General features: G+C 61.8%; 16 protein-coding genes. 7 read left to right on the top strand and 9 right to left on the bottom strand.

Annotation, left to right across the window (positions count from 1 at the left end; translation table 11 throughout):
* Nucleotides 1-124 precede the first annotated feature (124 nt).
* The 4 genes from ACVW17_RS31310 to ACVW17_RS31325 form a co-directional block, all read right to left on the bottom strand.
* The gene (locus ACVW17_RS31310; protein ID WP_212022595.1) at nucleotides 125-1,213 is read right to left on the bottom strand and encodes a TRAP transporter substrate-binding protein; all 1,089 of its coding nucleotides are present in this window, start codon (nucleotides 1,211-1,213) and stop codon (nucleotides 125-127) included.
* Nucleotides 1,214-1,510: 297 nt separating this feature from the next.
* Nucleotides 1,511-1,747 (bottom strand): hypothetical protein, encoded by a 237-nt coding sequence (locus tag ACVW17_RS31315; protein WP_456755457.1) that lies wholly within the window; start codon nucleotides 1,745-1,747, stop codon nucleotides 1,511-1,513.
* A gap of 220 nt (nucleotides 1,748-1,967) precedes the next feature.
* A complete protein-coding gene (locus ACVW17_RS31320; RefSeq protein WP_456755458.1) occupies nucleotides 1,968-3,098 on the bottom strand; it encodes an Mrp/NBP35 family ATP-binding protein in 1,131 nt (376 codons plus the stop codon).
* Nucleotides 3,099-3,154: 56 nt separating this feature from the next.
* Entirely contained in the window at nucleotides 3,155-3,592 is a 438-nt protein-coding gene (locus tag ACVW17_RS31325) for a VOC family protein (protein ID WP_456755459.1), read from the bottom strand.
* 218 nt (nucleotides 3,593-3,810) lie between these two features.
* Here ACVW17_RS31325 and ACVW17_RS31330 point away from each other — a divergent pair, with 218 nt between their 5' ends.
* From ACVW17_RS31330 to ACVW17_RS31340, 3 genes are all read left to right on the top strand, one after another.
* Nucleotides 3,811-4,683: an NAD(P)-dependent oxidoreductase gene (locus ACVW17_RS31330; RefSeq protein WP_456755460.1), complete on the top strand. Its 873-nt coding sequence runs from the start codon at nucleotides 3,811-3,813 to the stop codon at nucleotides 4,681-4,683.
* Nucleotides 4,684-5,396: 713 nt separating this feature from the next.
* Nucleotides 5,397-5,597: a hypothetical protein gene (locus ACVW17_RS31335; RefSeq protein ID WP_456755461.1), complete on the top strand. Its 201-nt coding sequence runs from the start codon at nucleotides 5,397-5,399 to the stop codon at nucleotides 5,595-5,597.
* A 315-nt stretch (nucleotides 5,598-5,912) separates the two neighbouring features.
* Nucleotides 5,913-6,482: a peptidase S14 gene (locus ACVW17_RS31340; protein WP_137479178.1), complete on the top strand. Its 570-nt coding sequence runs from the start codon at nucleotides 5,913-5,915 to the stop codon at nucleotides 6,480-6,482.
* Nucleotides 6,483-7,096: 614 nt separating this feature from the next.
* On the opposite strand, the gene ACVW17_RS31345 is transcribed toward ACVW17_RS31340, so the two are convergent.
* From ACVW17_RS31345 to ACVW17_RS31355, 3 genes are all read right to left on the bottom strand, one after another.
* The gene (locus ACVW17_RS31345; protein WP_456755462.1) at nucleotides 7,097-7,768 is read right to left on the bottom strand and encodes a transposase; all 672 of its coding nucleotides are present in this window, start codon (nucleotides 7,766-7,768) and stop codon (nucleotides 7,097-7,099) included.
* Between the two features lie 348 nt (nucleotides 7,769-8,116).
* On the bottom strand, nucleotides 8,117-9,904 hold the full coding sequence (locus tag ACVW17_RS31350) for a retroviral-like aspartic protease family protein (protein WP_456755463.1): 1,788 nt from the start codon (nucleotides 9,902-9,904) through the stop codon (nucleotides 8,117-8,119).
* 1,186 nt (nucleotides 9,905-11,090) lie between these two features.
* The gene (locus tag ACVW17_RS31355; RefSeq protein WP_456755464.1) at nucleotides 11,091-11,693 is read right to left on the bottom strand and encodes a CarD family transcriptional regulator; all 603 of its coding nucleotides are present in this window, start codon (nucleotides 11,691-11,693) and stop codon (nucleotides 11,091-11,093) included.
* Between the two features lie 1,736 nt (nucleotides 11,694-13,429).
* Between ACVW17_RS31355 and ACVW17_RS31360 the strand changes: the two genes are divergently transcribed.
* The 3 genes from ACVW17_RS31360 (at nucleotide 13,430) to ACVW17_RS31370 (ending at nucleotide 16,008) form a co-directional block, all read left to right on the top strand.
* On the top strand, nucleotides 13,430-15,034 hold the full coding sequence (locus tag ACVW17_RS31360; RefSeq protein ID WP_456755465.1) for a sensor histidine kinase: 1,605 nt from the start codon (nucleotides 13,430-13,432) through the stop codon (nucleotides 15,032-15,034).
* Nucleotides 15,035-15,188: 154 nt separating this feature from the next.
* Nucleotides 15,189-15,392, top strand: a complete 204-nt coding sequence (locus tag ACVW17_RS31365; RefSeq protein ID WP_456755466.1) for a DUF1289 domain-containing protein — start codon at nucleotides 15,189-15,191, stop codon at nucleotides 15,390-15,392.
* Nucleotides 15,393-15,417: 25 nt separating this feature from the next.
* Entirely contained in the window at nucleotides 15,418-16,008 is a 591-nt protein-coding gene (locus ACVW17_RS31370; protein ID WP_456755467.1) for a TIGR02281 family clan AA aspartic protease, read from the top strand.
* 129 nt (nucleotides 16,009-16,137) lie between these two features.
* Here the strand turns inward: ACVW17_RS31370 and dusA are convergent, their stop codons facing one another.
* Nucleotides 16,138-17,133, bottom strand: a complete 996-nt coding sequence (dusA, locus tag ACVW17_RS31375; protein ID WP_456755468.1) for a tRNA dihydrouridine(20/20a) synthase DusA — start codon at nucleotides 17,131-17,133, stop codon at nucleotides 16,138-16,140.
* Between the two features lie 438 nt (nucleotides 17,134-17,571).
* Complete coding sequence (locus ACVW17_RS31380; RefSeq protein WP_456798245.1) at nucleotides 17,572-17,700, bottom strand: SDR family oxidoreductase; 129 nt, start codon at nucleotides 17,698-17,700, stop codon at nucleotides 17,572-17,574.
* 171 nt (nucleotides 17,701-17,871) lie between these two features.
* Here ACVW17_RS31380 and ACVW17_RS31385 point away from each other — a divergent pair, with 171 nt between their 5' ends.
* Nucleotides 17,872-18,768: a LysR family transcriptional regulator gene (locus ACVW17_RS31385; protein ID WP_456798246.1), complete on the top strand. Its 897-nt coding sequence runs from the start codon at nucleotides 17,872-17,874 to the stop codon at nucleotides 18,766-18,768.
* Nucleotides 18,769-18,770: the final 2 nt, after the last annotated feature.

The raw sequence follows: 18,770 nt of genomic DNA on the forward strand, positions 1-18,770 counted from the left end.
GAGTGCGAGCATGGAACATCCCCTTGCCGAATGCCAGACGCAAAAAACCCGGCCTCCTTGCGGAGGCCGGGCTACTTGAGTTGAATTTTCTGCCGTTCTCTTCTCGCGAACGCTTGGGACGCCGTTAGCCGCGGGTACGCGAGCGGATCATGAAGCTGTCGAAGGTGTATTCGGCGACCTGCCACCACAGATACTGGTCGGAGCGGTAGGCCTGCATGGCGTCGATCGACTTCTTGAAATCGGCATTCTTGGCCGAGATCTCACCCCACAGCTCGTTGGTCGCCTTGAGGCAGGCCTCGAGCACTTCGTTGGTGAACGGACGCAGCTGCGTGCCGCTGGCAACCAGCCGCTTCAGCGCGGTCGGGTTCTGCATGTCGTAGCGCGCAGCCATCCAGCTGTTGGCGTTGGCGGTCGCGTTGGTCAGGATCGCCTGATAGTTCTTCGGCAGCGCGTTCCACTTTTCCAGGTTGCAGTAGGCGTGCACGGTCGGGCCGCCTTCCCAGAAGCCCGGATAGTAATAGTACTTGGCGACCTTCTGGAAGCCGAGCTTCTCGTCGTCATAGGGACCGACCCACTCGGCCGCGTCGATGGTGCCCTTTTCGAGCGCCGGATAGATGTCGCCGCCGGCGAGCTGCTGCGGCACCACGCCGACCTTCTGCAACACCTGGCCGGCGATGCCGCCGATGCGGAATTTGAGGCCGGAGAGATCGGCGACCGTCTTGATCTCCTTGCGGAACCAGCCGCCCATCTGGGTGCCGGTGTTGCCGCAGGGGAAGCCGATCACGCCGAACTTCTTGAAGAACTCGTTGCCGAGCGCCTCACCGCCGCCCTGGTACCACCAGGAGTTCTGCATGCGCGCGTTGAGGCCGAACGGCACCGAGGCGTAGATCGCAAAGGTCGGATCCTTGCCGACATAGTAGTAGGACACGGTGTGGCACATCTCGACGGTGCCGTTGGAGGTCGCGTCCAGCGCCTGCAGGCCGGGCACGATTTCGCCCGCCGCGAACACCTGGATCTGGAATTTGTTGTCGGTCATTTCGGCGACGTACTTCGCCACCTGCTCGGCACCGCCATAGATGGTGTCCAGCGACTTCGGGAAGCTCGAGGTCAGGCGCCACTTGATTTCAGGCGAGGACTGCGCAATCGCCGGCGCAGCAACCGCCGTCGCGGCAGCACCGGCCGCCGACACTTTCAAAAAATCACGACGCTTCATCGTAAGGCTTCTCCTTGAGGGGCGTTTCCCAATGACCGCAAGCGGTTCTCCGGCAGCACGCAGGAAGGCCTGCCGGGGCGCTCTGGGTCGGCCCTTTACCACGGAAGGAGCCTTCACGGAAACGCGACAATGGCATGACCGCGCCAATTAAACGAAAGTCTGATGGCGCAGGAAATCGGCTGGAAAATGCGGGCTTGGGCGGTGGCGATGACGCCCTGAGCCCACGCGCGGCGCAAGCCTGCGATCAGCGGTAAATCGCCGCGTGCGGGCCATCCGGCTCGTCCGCTCCCCGGCCAATCAGCGCCGCGTCGTCTCCCGCGCCTTCTTGGCCTTGTCGGCCAAATGTCGCCCGCGCCGGATCCAGCTTTGCGCGGTGGTCTTGCTGACGCCATAGATCTTGGCGATCGCCTCGGCGGCCTCGCCGATCGAGTCGGATTTCTTCGCGGCGTTGAACGCGAGGCGGGAAGCCTCTTCGCGCTTCTCCCGCGTCAGATGCTTGCGGCGTGGTTTCTTTGCTTCGCGTGATGCTGCCATGTCGACGGTCGCCCCACGACCCTTCTGCAAGTTCGGCCTCACCCGTGACCGCCTTCGACCAATCCAAGGGTGGTACGATTCGGCCTCTGTCGCACAAACATACAGGGCGAAACCGATTCAGCAATCGTCCAGAGGCACCAGGGGCGACAGCCCTGTGAAGAAAGGCCTGCCGGACGCCGGCATCCCGGGCCGGTCGGCTCGCCGGGACAGCACCCTGGGCTCAGGCGGCGGCAATCACGCCTTGCAGCTGCTCGCGGACCTTGCCGCCGATCGCGCGGTAAATCGCCGCGTGCGGGCCGTCCGGCTCGCTCTCGACCACCGGGGTGCCGGCATCGGAGGCGGTGCGGATCGCGATGTGCAGCGGGATCTCGCCGAGGAACGGCACCCCGAGCTTCTCGGCCTCGTGGCGGGCACCGCCATGGCCGAAGATGTCCGAACGGGTGCCGCAATGCGGGCACTGGAAATAGCTCATGTTCTCGACGATGCCGAGCACCGGCACGTTGACCTTCTTGAACATCGCCAGCCCCCGCCGTGCATCGATCAGCGAGAGGTCCTGCGGCGTCGAGATGATGACGGCGCCCTTGAGCGGGACGTTCTGCGCCAGCGTTAGCTGGGCGTCGCCGGTGCCGGGCGGCATGTCGACGACCAGCACGTCGAGGGTGCCCCAGGCGACGTCGCGCAGCATCTGGGTGATCGCCGACATCACCATCGGCCCGCGCCAGATCATCGCGGTGTCCTCCTCGACCAAAAAGCCGATCGACATGATCGACAGGCCGAAGCGCTGTAGCGGGATCATCTTCTTGTCGTCGTTGAGCTGCGGCTTCTCGCGGATGCCGGTCAGCCGCGGCACCGACGGGCCGTAGATGTCGGCATCAAGCAGCCCGACCCGCAGGCCGAGGTCGCGCAGGCCGAGCGCGAGGTTGAGCGCGGTGGTCGACTTGCCGACACCGCCCTTGCCCGAGGCAACCGCGATGACGGCGGCGATGCCGGGGATCTCGGCCTGGCGCGCCATCGGCGATTGCGCACCGGGCGGGTGCGGATGCCGGTGCGCGGATGCGGGCGGGACGCCGCCGGCCTGCCGCGGCGGAGACGCCGCAGCGCCCGCCTTGCGCTCCGCGGTCAGCGCGATCATCGCGACGCTGACGCCGGGTATGGCGCGCACGGCGTTCTCGGCCTGCGCCCGCACGCTTTCCCAGGCGCGGGCTTCCGCGGCGTCGACATTGATCGAGAAGAACACCTTGCCGTCGGTGACCGTGATCGCCGACAGCACATTGGCGTTGGTCAAGGGGACGCCGCGCGGCGACATCACCTTGGCAAGGCAATCGAGAACCTGTTGCTGCGTCACGCTCACCGCGCATCTCCCAGAAAATTCAAGGGAGCACCCATAGAGCGTTGCAGCGCAAAAGGCTACCTCGCTCCGACGTCGTCGTGCCGCTCGACCGGTGCTGCCGCGCCGCCTTCCTTGGCGGCCTCGTAGTTCAATTCGATCATCACCCCGTTGGGGTCGTTGACGAAGATCTGCCACAGATCGCCGCCGGGAACCTGGCGCGAGTCGAACTCCATGCCCTTGGCCTGCAGCCGCTGCCGCATGCCGTCAAAACCCCGGCTGGCAAAGGCGACATGATGGACGACGCCGGAATCCGGCTTTTGTGCCTCGTCGGTCGACGAAATATCGACCAGATGCACCACCGCCTTGCCTTCGCTGTACATCCACGCGCCGGGGAACGCGAAGTTCGGCCGCGCACCCTTTTCCAGGCCCAGAATGTCCTCATAGAACCGCACCGTGGCGGCGAGATTTCGGGTCCGGATATTGAAATGATCGAGCACACCGACGCTCATGCCCATGCGAGACACTCCCTTTTTTGTGAGGTTCTTTGGTGCGGCAATCCTAGCACAAAACCGGGTCCTGCCATCCCGCCAAGGCCGTTGCCCTCCGCTGCACAGGAGGTATGGTGCGGCTCCTTCCATGGACGGAATGCCCTGCCCGGCGCGCCGTTGCCGGCACGCCCCCAAGGGGCGATCACCACGGCAAACCACAAGGTCTCAGACACAAGGTAGCAGATATGGCTAAAGTCGCTTTTCTCGGTCTCGGCGTAATGGGCTTCCCGATGGCGGGGCACCTCGTGAAAAAGGGCGGCCATGAGGTCACCGTGTACAACCGGACCGCGGCGAAGGCGAAGCAATGGGCCGACAAGTTCGGAGGCAAGACGGCGCCGACACCGAAGGGTGCCGCCGAAGGTCAGGACTTCGTGATGTGCTGCGTCGGCAACGACAACGACCTGCGCGCGGTCACGATCGGGCCGGACGGCGCGTTTGCCGGGATGAAGAAGGGCGCGACCTTCGTCGATCACACCACCGCCTCCGCCGAGGTCGCCCGCGAGCTCGATGCCGCCGCCGCCAAGGCCGGCTTCAAGTTCGTCGACGCGCCGGTGTCCGGCGGCCAGGCCGGCGCCGAGAACGGCGTGCTGACGGTGATGTGCGGCGGCAGCGAGGACGCCTATGCCGGCGCCGAGCCGATCATTACCGGCGCCTACGCGCGGATGTGCAAATTGCTCGGACCGGCAGGCGCGGGCCAACTGACAAAAATGGTCAACCAGATCTGCATCGCCGGCCTGGTGCAGGGCCTCTCCGAGGGCATCCACTTCGCCAAGAAGAGCGGCCTCGACGTCACCGCGGTGATCGAGACCATCTCCAAGGGCGCCGCGCAATCCTGGCAGATGGAGAACCGCTACAAGACCATGAACGAGGGCAAGTACGATTTCGGCTTCGCCGTCGAATGGATGCGCAAGGACCTCTCGATCGCGCTGGCCGAAGCCCGCCGCAACGGCGCTACCCTGCCCGCGACCGCGCTGGTCGACCAGTTCTACGCCGAGGTCGAGAAGATGGGCGGCAAGCGCTGGGATACGTCGAGCTTGCTGGCGCGGTTGCAGCGTTAACGCCTCGCATCCGGCCACGGTGACCCGCGCCCGCGGGTCACCTGCCCTGCGGCGGCGTCTGCCATGGAGAATTCCCCCTTGAAGGTGCGCGCTACCAAAACTTCGAAAACAACCCCATGCAAAGGAGCGGGCCGGCCGCCGGCATTCGATTTGGCAGCTTGACATGTCGGGCAAATCAGGGGCACACTTCCATTATTCCGAAATTGTAGCTGGTAGTCGGCGGTTAATGCACTGCCACCGTAGTCGCAGGACTATGGGGTCCTATGAGGCTACGAGGCGCGGAAAACCGGCAAGTCTGCGGCGTCTGTGAAGAAGGCGGTCAAGAAGGTCTAACCTCAGCCGCAGGGGCAAAAGACGACGATACTGCCGAGGTCGGCAGTATGGTTCCGCGAAAGGAACAAAATTCCGGCTCCTCCACGTGTATTGAGAAAATCTGGGAGCAGATTCACACGGGTTATTTTTGCAGCGGCCGGCCTACGCGATGATAACCCCGAGGGGCAGGTGATTTTCATTTCGTATTTTTTCAGCCCTAAACTAAAGACGGCTGCTACTGTCAGCGATCCAGATTGACCCCAGCATGATCCGGATGCTGGGGTCGCTTTCTTTAGGCGACCTGAGCTGGCATCGACCGATCGCGCATAGGACAGAGACGGTTAGCGGGCGGTCCGCTAGGGCGGCGTCCCTCCCGGCGCTCTGGAACGCTCCGGACGCTGATGGATTTTCCGGTCATGAGCGCGGGCGATTACCTGGTGAGGGCGGAACACTACCGGCGGGCCAAAGAGACGGCCGACGACACGTTCACTCGCTATTTTCTCGAGCGGATGGAGCACAGTTATCGTGTCCTGGCTGCGAGCGAAGCAGCCCTCGCGGCTTCGCTAGAAGTGGAGGAGAAACTGAACAATCGGCACGACTAGCCGAACCTATCAGCGTCATAGGTCGCGTTACTCCGCCTTCGGATGATAGTCAGCCGGGCGCTGACCGCCGCCTCGGTAAGGCCGAGCTTCTGGGCGATCTCGCGCCGTGTCATCCCGGTCTCCCGGATCAATTGCAATAGCTCCGTTCTCTTCTTTAGCGGACCACGATCCTGCTGGCATGAACCTCTCCAATGATGAAATGCCAGCAGTAATTGCAGATTCTTGGAGCCGCGTCCGCCCGGTCCGTGGGCCGATCGGGAACCAGTTACGGCATCTGCGTGTAGTCCAGGACGAAAGCCGCCAAGGGATTGTTAGATGCAACTCGCAACGCTACCGGCCACAGCCTTCAAGTCGCCGGCCATTAGCCTCTCGGGCATTGTCGACTACAACATGTACACCGCCTTTCGAACGCAGTTCGACAACGCGGCCGATAAAGATCTTGTCGTGATCGAACTGTCGACCTTGGGCGGCGACCCCGAGGTCGCCCGAATGATGGGGGAGGACGTGCGGTTCGCGAGCGAGACGGAGCCGCAACGTCGCTTCGTGTTCCTCGGTAAGGCTGTGATCTATTCGGCGGGCGTTACGTTCATGAGCTTCTTTGCGCGGCCGAACAGGTACCTCGCGCGCGGCACGCGACTGATGATCCATGAACGCAAGCTTTCGAAGAGCTTGGTGATCGATGGCCCTTTAACAACATGCATTGCGGTTGTGAGAGCGACGCTCAACGAAATCGAATGCTCGATCGCCATACAGAACGAGGGCTTTCAAAATCTTATACTGGGCTCGAACGTAACGATCGATGAGGTCATGCAGAAGGCGCCGTCAAATTGGTATTTGGAGGCGCAGGAGGCGAAGACGTTGGGTCTGATCGAGACGGTTCTGTAACGCCGGAAAGGATGCAACAAGGCTTACTCAGCCTCAGACGAAGGGCTCGGTGGGGGGAGCCCGTAGCGCTTGGCCCGATCGGCGGCCAACTTCCGATAGTCCTTTGCCTGCTGAATGAACTGCGCTTTCAGCCTGGGATCACTCTCCGCGGCGGCGAGGCGCTCAAATTGCAAAGCGTGCTCAATATACTCTGTTAGTAGCTTCATGGTTGCCAAGCGCCAACGCCTTGCTTCGCCGCGCGCTCCGCTCGAAGAACCGGCTCGGGGTGTGGATGCGAGGCTCGGCGGATCATCCGGTAGACGGAAGATCGTTCAAGAGCCTCGACCTGGCAAGCAACCTTCCTCCAGTTATCGGCCACCTCATGGAAGCGGGTCCGGTTCAACTGGTCAGCCCATCCAGCCATTGCTTCATAGGCTTCGGCACGTTTCATCATTTCAGCTGGTGACATGTGAGTAGTCTGGACCGATTGGAAAATCCCGCAATCACATAGAGCAACAAGTCGGCCTTGCTGCCGTGCATAAGGAAATGCGGGAACCATCATCCTGCCTCGGACTGAGCAGCATGTTCGAGTTCGATCACATTATTACGGTGACGGTGCACTTAATTCTTCGCGCTCAATCGTGCTGCTCCACAGACGCCTTAGGCCCGCGTTTGCCTGGTTTGAGAATGCGGCCCGTCTTGCGCTCGATGCGGGCGAGGAAACGCTCGTCACCGAGCGGCCGCCCGATGCTCTCGGCGGCACGCAGGCTCTCAAACAGATCCGCCTCCGGTTCGCATGCCATGAGATCGGCGAAATCCGGGAAGCGATCGCGCACCGGCGCCAGCGCCGAGACGCCGTCGTCCTTGCCGCGCAGATGCGCGCGCGTGCTCGACCAGTGCCAGTCCTGGGCGCGTTGCACCAGACGCGCCCGCACCGGATTGAGTGACACGTAGCGCAGCGCCGCGGCAAGATGCGGCTCGTCCATCGCGACGCCGCCGAACCGGCCTTGCCAGAAATGACCGGTGCGTTTGCGCCGCGCCTGGATCGTTCCGGCGTAGATGCGATGCACGCGCGCCAGCGCGCGGCGCAGCCCGTCGGGATCGGACGGTACCAGGATGAGGTGAACGTGGTTCGGCATCAGGCACCAGGCCCACACTTCAACCCCGGCCGCGGCGCAATGGGCGGCGAGCAGGTCGCGGTAGAGCGCATAGTCGCCGTCGCCAAAGAAGGTCCGCGCGCGGCCATTGCCACGCTGCGTGAGATGGTGCGGGCAACCGGGGATCACGACACGGGCAAGGCGAGCCATGCCGTATGATGCACGTCGGGGCGTGGTCTGTCACTTGAATGCACTGTCACCGCAATTACAGACAAACATCGTGGGGACGTCACCGTCGAACACTAGCTGGACATAATCTTCAACGAACACGACGGAAGACAATCGTTCCCCTCAATTGCGCTTTTGAAGACGTTCACCGCTTTTGTCTCCTTCTCAGTCGAACGGCAGCAAACTCGGCAGTCATACGGGCCATCCGCACCGGTCCCCTCGATGTTCTGATGTAGAATTGCTCCATAGAAGGTGCGGCAAGGAACGCGTCGGCGGCGACTCGCCATAGTGGTCGTACGTGCCGATGAGATCACCCCTGAGTGTGAGACCTTATTGAAGGACAAGTTCGTGGTTTACGTTGTCCTGCGACCAAGATCTGAACCGATTCAAAAAAGACTGTCCAAGCAGCAAAGGGGCATTGGCGCGTGCGATGCTTGCGGGAACATTGGTCACCGTTCGATCTCCAACCTTCAAAGATCTGATGATGAATGTCCTCGATGAGACAATCGAACCATCAGCAAGGCGGTGGTTCGCCGATCCAGTAAAGTCGCTTTCGTTGATCGTGCCGGTCCTCATCAAGGTTTGAGCAACATTGGCCGGGATCGAAACGTCGGAGGCTCCACTGTCAACAACGAAGTTTAACTTCAAGGTGTCGTTTATGAGAGCGGGCACGTAAAAGGTCCCGTTGCCTGAAACCATCCTCACGCGCACGTCGCCCGCGGATAGTTCGGTCGCTATCTGAGGTGCCGCGGGCCGAAGCACGCCGAGACGGGCCAATGCCGCCTGGGCAAAACGATTTCCGTGGTCTGCGGCTAGCCTGTACAGGCGGACGGCTTCGCGCTCATCTTTTGCCAACCCGCCATCGCCGCGCTCGTATGCAGCTGCCAGATTTGCCTGACCTTGAGCGTTGCCACCCTCTGCAGCCATTTTGAAGAACCGAACTGCCTCGACGACATCTTTCGGCAGTCCTCCGACTCCACCCAAATAGGCAAGTCCTAGATTCGCCTGCGCCTGCGCATTCCTGTGTTCTGCTGCGAGCTTATAAAGCCGTACTGCTTCGGCCTCGTCCCTAGCTAACCCACCGGAGCCGCGCAAATACGCCGCGCCCAAGTTGGTTTGCGCCTGATCGTTGCCTTGTTCAGCTGACAGTTTGTAGAGGCGCACAGCTTCACGATCGTCTCTTGCCAGCCCGCCCGCTCCACGCTCATAGGCAAATCCGAGGTTCACCTGGCCAACGGCGTTACCTTGGTCGGCCGAAAGCTTGAAAAGTCGTACGGCTTCGCGCTCGTCTTTCGATACCCCTGCGTGACCTCGCGCGTAGGCAAGCCCGAGGTAGGCCTCTCCGAGAGCATTGCCTTGGTCGGCCGACAATTTGTACAGGCGGCCCGCTTCGCGTTCATCTTTGGTGACCCCGCCGCGTCCCTCGAGATGAAAGATCCCGAGATAGACTTGCGCGAAGGCGTTATCACGCTCTGCTGCCGTTCTGTATAGACGGGCGGCCGCGTACTCATCCTTGGCCAAGCCGCCACGTCCCGTTTGATATAATCTGCCGAGATTATATTGCGCCGGCGCGAAGCCCTGATCTGCGGAAAGCCCGAAAAGACGGGCGGCTTCACTATCGTTTTGGGGCAGCCCGCCGCGTCCCCCTAGATAAAGAACTCCAAGGTCGTTTTGACCTTGCGCATTCCCGTGATCTGCAGCGAATTTCGAGAGGCGGAGCGCTTCGGCGTCATCCTTCGGGATGCCGCCCTCGCCAATCAGATAAAGCGACGCCAGGTTGGCCGCACCTTGAACGCTGCCACCCTCGAACGCCTTGGCGTATTGCCGCCGGGCCGCATCAAAGTTCTTTGCGGCCTGATATGCCCGACCGAGCTGGAGGGCAATCCTGGGCTCGTTTGGAGCCACCTTCGCTGCGCGCTCGCATGCATCGATTGCGACCTGTGCGACGATCTTTTCAGAACTGACGCCAGCGACTCCCGCCGGTCGCGTACTATCAAATGGATGAGCCGCAACTTGATCGCAGGCTGCTAGAAGTTCAACGACCGGCTTCGCGGCAGCGGAAATAGAGGAACAACCAAATCCAATCAAGAGTCCGACGGAGATCCAAATCAGCCTCACCGCACTCCTCCCGTGAGACGAACTGAAAGTGTTTCGCTAAAATAAGACCAAGCCTATCCGTCCGGCTCGCTCCTGCCAATGCCGGATGTTCGAGAAGATGTGCGGCGGCAAGCCCAAAACTCTCGGTTGATTAAGAATCCCGCTCCTTCAGGGACAGCTCGCGCCCGCCCAGTATCCCTTCGCCTGTCCCGCCGGAGGCCTGACGCGGCCAGGGAGGGGCCCTCTGGGAGCTGAGCACAGCTGCCAGGTGTCCTTGCTGGTCGCTGTCCAGCCGAACGCCAATCGACGCTCGTCTCTTTCGAGATGACCGGCAGCGAGCCTGGGCCGGGCGTCCCGTGCTGAGTGAGATAGCCGACCCGGTTCATAGCACGACGCAATTTTTGCAATCATGTCCGCGCAATTGCGGGGGGAAACGCACCAGACTTAACCCATGTTAGTGTCGGAACCCGCGAAGGCCATCAGCGTGTCGATGCCTAATCCTTGCTAGCCCCGGATAGGCGACCGGCCCCAGCATCGGCCAATTTAGGCCCCCAACGTGCTGGGGCCGTTCTTCGCTTCCGACTGCTTCGTTGTGAATGCGGGCACTACAGCCGGAGCGCAACGTGCGGCGATGTACGGCGGATACGATCATCGCACGGATGGCGCCGAGTACAGATTCATAGCGCTGGCGGCGATATCGTTCGCAGCGCTCATCGTAGGCGTCGGCGCTCTGTTGATCAGCTGAACATGCTTCCGAAGTGGAACTGGATCAGTCCACGAAATTCTCCGACGGTCACCCTTGGGTCTGCTCTCAAGTCCGGACCTACTTCTATTGGGGTAGCTATTTCTGCGGAATTGCTGCGATTGCGAATGAAAGTAGGATTTCGCTGCCGGTTATTTCATTAAGATCGATGTTTCAAAATGTTTCCGGTTAAGGGGCCGTCTCGTCAGGCGGCCCCTTTTCCTTTGGCGCGGGCCGTCCCTGGGAGAAATCAGAGCGCTCATTTACATATGCAAATGCCCGTCACGCGAGCGGCAGTCTTAGGTGACCTTGGGAGTGTCCAGAATCTTTCCCTTACCCCACGGGCGCTCCTCGGCCTCAGCTCCCTGCCGGACGCTGAGGCCGTTTGCTGAGGTTAAAGGCCCCGGCTTGCGCTCTCGCTGGGGCTCGTTTCAGGCGAATAGCGACTGGTTCGAGAAGCCTCAATTAGGCGCTGCGCCTGACTTCGGCGGCTATCACGTTTTCAAGTTCTTTCGCCGCTTCTTGTTCGGTGATGCCGCTAACAAGAGCTACTTCTTCGGACAAGCGATCAACGGCCGTCGTGTAGAGCTGCCGTTCGGCGTAGCTCTGGTCAGGGCTGGCAGCGCGCCTGTGGAGATCGCGCATCACTTCGGCAATTGCAACGATATCACCCGAATTGATCTTGCTTTCGTACTCTTCAGCAATCCGGGACCAGTTGCCCCGCGCCTTATGAGGTGGTTGACCCAGGATTCGTCGTGCGTGCTGGATGGTGCTGGGGTCGGACAACCGACGCATTCCGGTTTTGGCCGCTCTGCTCGTTGGAACGCGTAGTGTCATCTTGCTCTTCTCGAAATAGACGACGAAGAACTCGAGGCAGGCGCCGGCTACAGTCTGCTCTTCGATCGCAACGATTTGACCGACACCGTGCGCAGGGTAGACGATGAGGTCAGTCGCCTTGAATCCAAAGCGCGTCTTGTTGCTTTGGTTTCCATCCGCTTGAGCGGCAGCGGACATCGCTGACTGCGGATGGCCTGAATGATTGGTGATAGACTGATGGTCAAGATTCATTTCGCAACATGCTCCATGACATCTGAAATGGGTTTCTTGCCAACTCGAGCTCTGATCAATGAACGCATTAGAAACAGATTGCGTGGGGCTCAGAAAAAATGCCGCCCCATCTATCCCTCATCAATAAGCTGCGGGCGCGAGCGCCGCCACGATAATGACGTCAGCTGTCCATTCGGTTCGGCGGCGTGACTTCTTGGCAACGAGTTCGCAGCATACAAATCCAGCAGTTGCCACGCCTGCAGGCAAGCGAGTGGTAATGGTGTGCGAGGAAGTTATGCAGGGAACTTTTGCGCGATGTGGCCGCCGTCACGTTGTGCGTTGACCGGTGGCTCGGGCCGGTTTGGCGAGTTCCGCTCAGACCGATCGGTGCACTGTCTAGCAGTTTGGGGAAGCTCTCTGTGCGCAGCGGTGAACGCTACATGCTTGCGCAACTTCAACACCAGGCAGGACGCTGGTGCGTTTATGAGGATCGGTGCTGTCCCAGTTGTGGTGAGCGATTGACCTCGGTCTTGCGCTTGCTGCTAACCTTTAGTCGGTCCAAGTACGGTCCCCACACCGCCCGCATTCAAACATATGAACGACAATTCCGCTTTCAGATTCCATGATTGTTCTGACAAGGGTAAGTGTAGCTCCACAAAAGCGGCAGTCATGATGTGACCGGTCCGGGACCGTGGCGATCTTCTCAGCTCGAAATAGGTCCACGCCAGCCGCGCCATTGTTCTGGAAATGAAGTCGCAATGCGTTACAATTGTCTGGCAAATGCTCGGGCAGCGTCGCCGCCACAAAGGCATTGAACCGCTAACGGGTTCAAGTGGGAAAAGCCCGCACGTACCTTACGGCGATTCCAACCCGCGCGGTGTTGCGCGATACCCACTGTGGACAACAATACAATATTCCCGCGCCGGATCTCGGTCCCGGGCAGTCCCAGCAAGCTGATTTGCTAGGCTACCGGCTGCGGATTTGAGCAGACTGTGCGGTTCCGAAATCAGGGATCCATCATATGCCCTCGACCTGCCGTGCGCGACGGGGTGGCCTGATTTATGCTTCGAGATTGCCGACCGTATATGGAGGCGCGCAATGAGGCAGGACCTTTTGGCGATCTGCGGTGGAATACTTGCCAGTGGCGCTATTGCTTGGACCTTGTGGGGCAATCCGGTGAGCGTGCCGCACATGTACGGGCCAAAGACGATAGCAGCGGATCAAGACTTGCGACTCGTCTCCCAGCGAAGTCCATATATGCGGGACGAGCGTTAGAACCGTCATCGTTCTCCAGGCCACCACGTTGACCGCCGGTTCAGCGCGGAGATTTCGTTCGTCCGCAAGAACACCAAGTGGCTGTGCTTGGACGCGTGCCCGGCGTGTCGGGAGCATTCTTTGAATTGCGCTGACACTGCTGGAGTGCACTCAACTTCTAGTCGGGCGGTTTAGTGCACTGTCAATCTCGAGATACGTCGAGCCTGCTGGCGCGTCTGCAGCGTTAACGCCTCCTTGCATCCGGTCATGGCGACCCTCGCAGGCGGGTCACCTGCCCTGCGGCGGCATCTCCCGATGTTCACAAGCGCTGCGGCGCGTGCAAGTGCGCGGCTTTGCGCAACGGCGCACCGCCCGCGCAAAAGTTAATTTAACCTCCGGTTAACGAGTTTCTTTAGCTCTTTAAGTCATCGCTTAATGATTTGGCGTCACAGATAGACAATGCAAAAGGCCCGCGCGGTTCGCTGGCAGGATTTGTGTTGTTTATGAGTAATCCCGCAGAAAAGCCTGAAGTTGTCGCGCTTCCGGCAGGACCTCAGGTGACGGTGCCGGTGAACAGCCGGCGCGTCGCCGCGCAGCGGGTGCGCGAGGCGCGGGATCGGTTAACGTCAACCAGTGGAACCCGCCCGGCGTTCGACGCCGAGCTGCTCCGCCAATACGCCCAGACCCGGATCTCGGCCTCCTACGTCGTGATGCTGCTGGTGGTGGCCACCGGCGTGCTGTTCGGCCTCTGGATGAAGCCGATCGTGGCCGGCGCCTGGACCGTCGGCATCCTCTGCGTCCACGTCGCGATCATCCGCAGTTGCGCCCGCTTCCTCGCCGAACCGACCTCGGTCGCGGTGACCCGCAAATGGCGCACGCGCTTCGTGCTGCTCGACCTGCTCTACGGCCTGTGCTGGACCGCGATCCTGATCCACCCCGCGGGGCGCGATCTCGCCTCCAACACGCTGATGATGTTCCTGATGCTGCTGGTGATCGCGGTCTCCAGCATGCTGGCGGCGAGCCTGCCGATCGCAGCGCTCGCGGCGACCGTTCCGGTGACGGTCGGGATCGCGCTCGACCTCGTGCTCAACGGCGCATTCGACAATTACGTGCTGGCGCTGCTGGCGCTCGCCGCCGAGGGCTATTTCGCCCTGCTGGCGCACCGCCTGCATTCGACCACATTGGCAACCTTGGAGGCCCGCGCCGAAAAGGATGCGCTGATCGGCGAACTGGAACAGGCCAAGGCGATCTCAGACGAAGCACGGCACCGCGCCGAATCCGCCAATGTCGCCAAGTCGCGCTTCCTGGCCCAGATGAGCCACGAGCTGCGCACGCCGCTCAACGCCATCCTCGGCTTCTCCGAGGTGATGAAGAGCGAGATCTTCGGCGCGCATGCGGTGCCGGTCTACAAGGAATACTCCGCCGACATCCATAATTCCGGCGTGCACCTGCTCAACCTTATCAACGAGATCCTTGACCTGTCGCGCATCGAGGCCGGCCGCTACGAGCTGAACGAGGAGGCCGTGGCGCTGGTGCATGTCGTCGCCGATTGCCATCATCTCTTGAAGCTGCGCGCCTCGAGCCGCGGCATCACCATCCACGAGGTGTTCGAGCACGGCATGCCCCGGATTTGGGGCGACGAGCGCGCCATCCGCCAGGTCGTGCTCAATCTGCTCTCCAACTCGATCAAGTTCACCCCGCAGGGCGGCGAGATCTGGCTCAAGGTCGGCTGGACCGCGTCGGGCGGGCAGTATCTGAGCGTCAAGGACACCGGCAGCGGCATCGCCGAGGACGAGATCCCGGTGGTACTGGCCTCGTTCGGCCAGGGCTCCAACTCGATCAAGTCGGCGGAACAGGGTGCGGGCCTTGGCCTGCCGATCGCGAAGAGCCTGATCGACATGCATGGCGGCACCTTCACGCTGAAATCGAAGCTGCGCATCGGCACCGAGGTGATCGTGACCTTGCCGCCGGAGCGGGTGATGAGCGCGCTGGCACCGATGGCGGAAGAATCGCCGCCGATGCAGCCGGAGCCCGCCGAGCCCACGATGGCCGCCGACCGGAAAAGCGTACGCCGCAAGTCGATCATGAGTGCCGGCACTGGATTGTAGAGCATGTCGCGGAAACACGTGACGCGGTCTTGGCTGCCAATAAATGCAAGGCGTTCGCGCGACGACCATGCTCGCGACAAAAAGCCGGGGCGTGATGGCGCATCCCGCTTCGGCCGGCTTGCACTGGCGGCCGAAACGGTTCAACAGTTGAAGAATGAGCTCAGAGACACCGTGTATCGCAGTCTGCATGATGGACCCCAGGACGAAGCTCTGCTTCGGCTGTGGCCGCACGCTTCCGGAGATCGCGCGCTGGCACAAGATGGACAGCACGGAGCGGCGGTCGGTGATGGCGGCGCTGCCGGCACGGATGACCGAGGCCGGGCTCCAGCGCATGGAGCCGCGTCCGACGCGCGCCTGAGCACCGCCGCGGCCGGAGGTGCATGGTGACCCGCATCCTCCTCGTGATCCTGCTTCTGATGGCAACCGCCGGCGCCGTCGTCGCCTATGGCGATCCCGACCAGATCGCGCGCGCCAGGGAGAACCTGACCCAGATCTTCGGCCGCAGCATCACCGCCTCGGCGTCCACGTCCACCTCCGCCCCCGCGGTGCAGATCGCCCGCAGCCAGGGCGGCGAGTTCGCCTTCCGCGCCAAGATCAACGGTGTCAGTGCGCCGATGGTGATCGACACCGGCGCGACCTCGGTGGTGCTGACCTGGGAAACCGCCAAGGCGATCGGGCTGCCGACCGACATGCTCGACTACAATGTCGACCTCGAGACCGCCGGCGGTCACACCAAGGCGGCGCGGCTGACGCTCGATCGTCTCGCGGTCGGCAAGCTGGTCGAGAAATCGGTCCCGGCGCTGGTGGTGCAGCGCGGGCAGATGAAGACCAATCTGCTCGGCATGAGCTTCCTCGACCGGCTCGAGAGCTGGGGCGTCCGCTCCGACACGCTGAGCCTGACCGGCTATCCCGACGTCACCGGCAGCATCAACACCCCGAGCCGCCACCGGCGCCCGCGCACGGTGGTCGACTAGCGCTAGCGCGTTTTCGAGCGAAGTGGATAGCGGTTCGCGTGAAGAAAACGCGTCAATACAAAAGTCCAGAGCCCCGTTCCGATTGATCGGAACGGGAAGGCGCTCGCGCGATGACGCCAGGTTGAATCGTCAGGCCGCCACCGCTGCGCGTGCGCGATCGTCAACCAGCGCGATCGCATCGCGGAGCACATCAATCCCGGCGCCCGGCCGAACGCCGTTCTCCGCGAGATGCCTGCGGAACGCGCGCGCGCCGGGGACGCCGTGGAAGGCGCCGACGAAATGGCGCGTGATCGAATGCAGCCGCGTGCCCTCGGCCAGTTGCCGCGCGATATAGGGCAGCATCGCCGCGAACACATCCTTCATCGTCGCGTGCGGCGGCGCTTCGCCGAACAGCTCGGAATCGACGGTCAGCAGCCGCCACGGCTCCTGATAGGCCGCCCGCCCCAGCATCACGCCATCGACATGCGCGAGATGCTGCTTTGCTTCGGCAAGGCTCGTGATGCCGCCATTGATGATGATGGGCACATCCGGCAGCGCCGCCTTGAGGCGATAGACCCGATCGTAGTCGAGCGGCGGGATGTCGCGGTTCTCCTTCGGCGACAATCCGTTCAGCCAGGCCTTGCGGGCGTGCACGACCAGCACATCCGCACCGGCGGCAATGACGCCGCGTGCCAGGGTATCGAGCGCGACCTCCGGATCCTGGTCGTCGATACCGATCCGGCACTTCACCGTGACCGGAATTTGCACCGCGCGCTTCATCGCCGCGACGCCTGCGGCCACCAGCGCCGGCTCCGCCATCAGGCAGGCGCCGAAGCGGCCGTCCTTCACCCGATCGGACGGACAGCCGACATTGAGGTTGATCTCGTCGTAGCCGAACTCCTCGCCGATCCGGGCTGCGGTGGCGAGATCGGCCGGATCGGAACCGCCGAGTTGCAGCGCCACCGGATGCTCGCGGGCATCGAAGCCGAGCAGCCGCGCCCGGTCGCCATGGATGATGGCGCCAGTCGTCAACATCTCCGTATAAAGCCGCGCCCTGCGCGACATCAGGCGATGGAAGACGCGGCAATGCCGGTCAGTCCAGTCCATCATCGGAGCCACGGAAAAGCGATAGTCTTGCGATTTCAATTATTTACCTTAGACTTCAACAGAATGAACCATGGCCATGTGCACTCCAAATTAGCCGAAATTGCACACGGATGTACCCGTTTTGACCTGTCAGTGCACACGTCGCGCACACGAAATAGGGACTACACACGGCCGCGGCCAGCTTCATTCAGCTGCCGTCCGGGAACTGGCGCGTCCAGGTCCGCCGCAGGAACCGCTACGTGGCAGCAGAGATCATTCGCCGCCGCAAGGACGGCGAAGACTGGCCGCTCGACATGGAGCGCAGCCTTGATCGCCAGCGCCCCTCAAGCCGCGCGCTGCCGTTCGCCTGGCCCGCTTCGCGCTCAACCACCTGGGTCTGGTCGGAAAGTCTGATGAGCGAGACCGAGTTGAAGATCGAGGATCTGCATTTTCACGATCTGCGCCATGAAGGTGCAAGCTGCACGCTTGACTGCACCATCACCAGCAGATGTATCCGCCGTCGACGAGAAGAATGGGTCCCGCTACATAGCTTGCGCCGTCGCTGGCGAGGAACGGCATCGTGTAGGCGACCTCGGAAGGCTCGGCGAAGCGTCGCATCGGCGTCATCTTTTCTTTTCCCACCGGCATGCGCAAGTTGGCTAATCGCCGAGTATGCTGCACCGCAACTGTGTCCTGTTTTCTCCAAGACGGCAGCCTCTTTCGCCAGATATATATCGATCGGTGCTGGGGTCGCTCTGCATTCCAGAACAAGTAGGCATCGACCGAGGTATCCAAGACTTGTCGAACATCAATCTCAAGCTTCTGCATACCTTCTTGCTCGCTGCAGAGCACGAAAGCTTCCGGAAAGCAGCCGAAGAATCGAACCGATCCCCATCAGCCGTAAGCATGCAGGTCCGCGATTTGGAGGAGCAGATCGGCGTCCTGCTTTTTCGTAGAACGCCGCAGAAAGTGCTGCTCACGCCTGAGGGTCGGATCTTGTTCGAGCAGGCGAAGCGAGCGTTACAGGAAGTGCAGTCCGGGCTCGATTTGCTGACGGAATCAGCGCAGTCCCGCAGCCGCCACATCCGGATGGCCTGCGTTCCAACGCTTGCGTCCGGATGGCTCCCCAATATCCTGGCAACGTTCAAGGTCCGCTATCCGCGAAGCCAGGTGCAGCTGATGGAGATATCCACGGCGCCGATGCTTGAACTGCTGAAACGCCAGGATGTCGAGTTCGGCATCGGCCCGCAAGTTGCGGACATGGGGGATTATGAGTTCGAGCCGATCCTTGAGGATCCGCTTTTCGCGTGTGTCCCGCCGGCGTTCGACGAGGGGCAATCGAGCATCGGCTTCGCTGATCTCGTCGAGAAGCCGGTCATCCTGCTCTCGAAGACGACTGCCGTCCGGGGACTGATCGATGAGACGCTGGAGACGCTCGCGGTTCGCCTCGACGTGCAATTCGAAGTTCAGGCGGCCACCACGGCGTTGGCTCTGGCCGCCTCGGGCCTCGGCATCGCAATCGTACCGCGGGTCGCTCTGGTGCAGGCCGGCGCGCAGCAGTTTCGCGTGGTGCCGATCTCCGACCACGTCAAGCTACGCCAAATCGGTCTGATCACCACGCGCGGCCCGGTGCGGCGTCCGAACACCGAGCAACTGATTTCATTGATCCGTTCGAGTCTCGCCCAGCTGCGCTGACG

The sequence above is a fragment of the Bradyrhizobium sp. USDA 4473 genome (genome assembly GCF_054063335.1).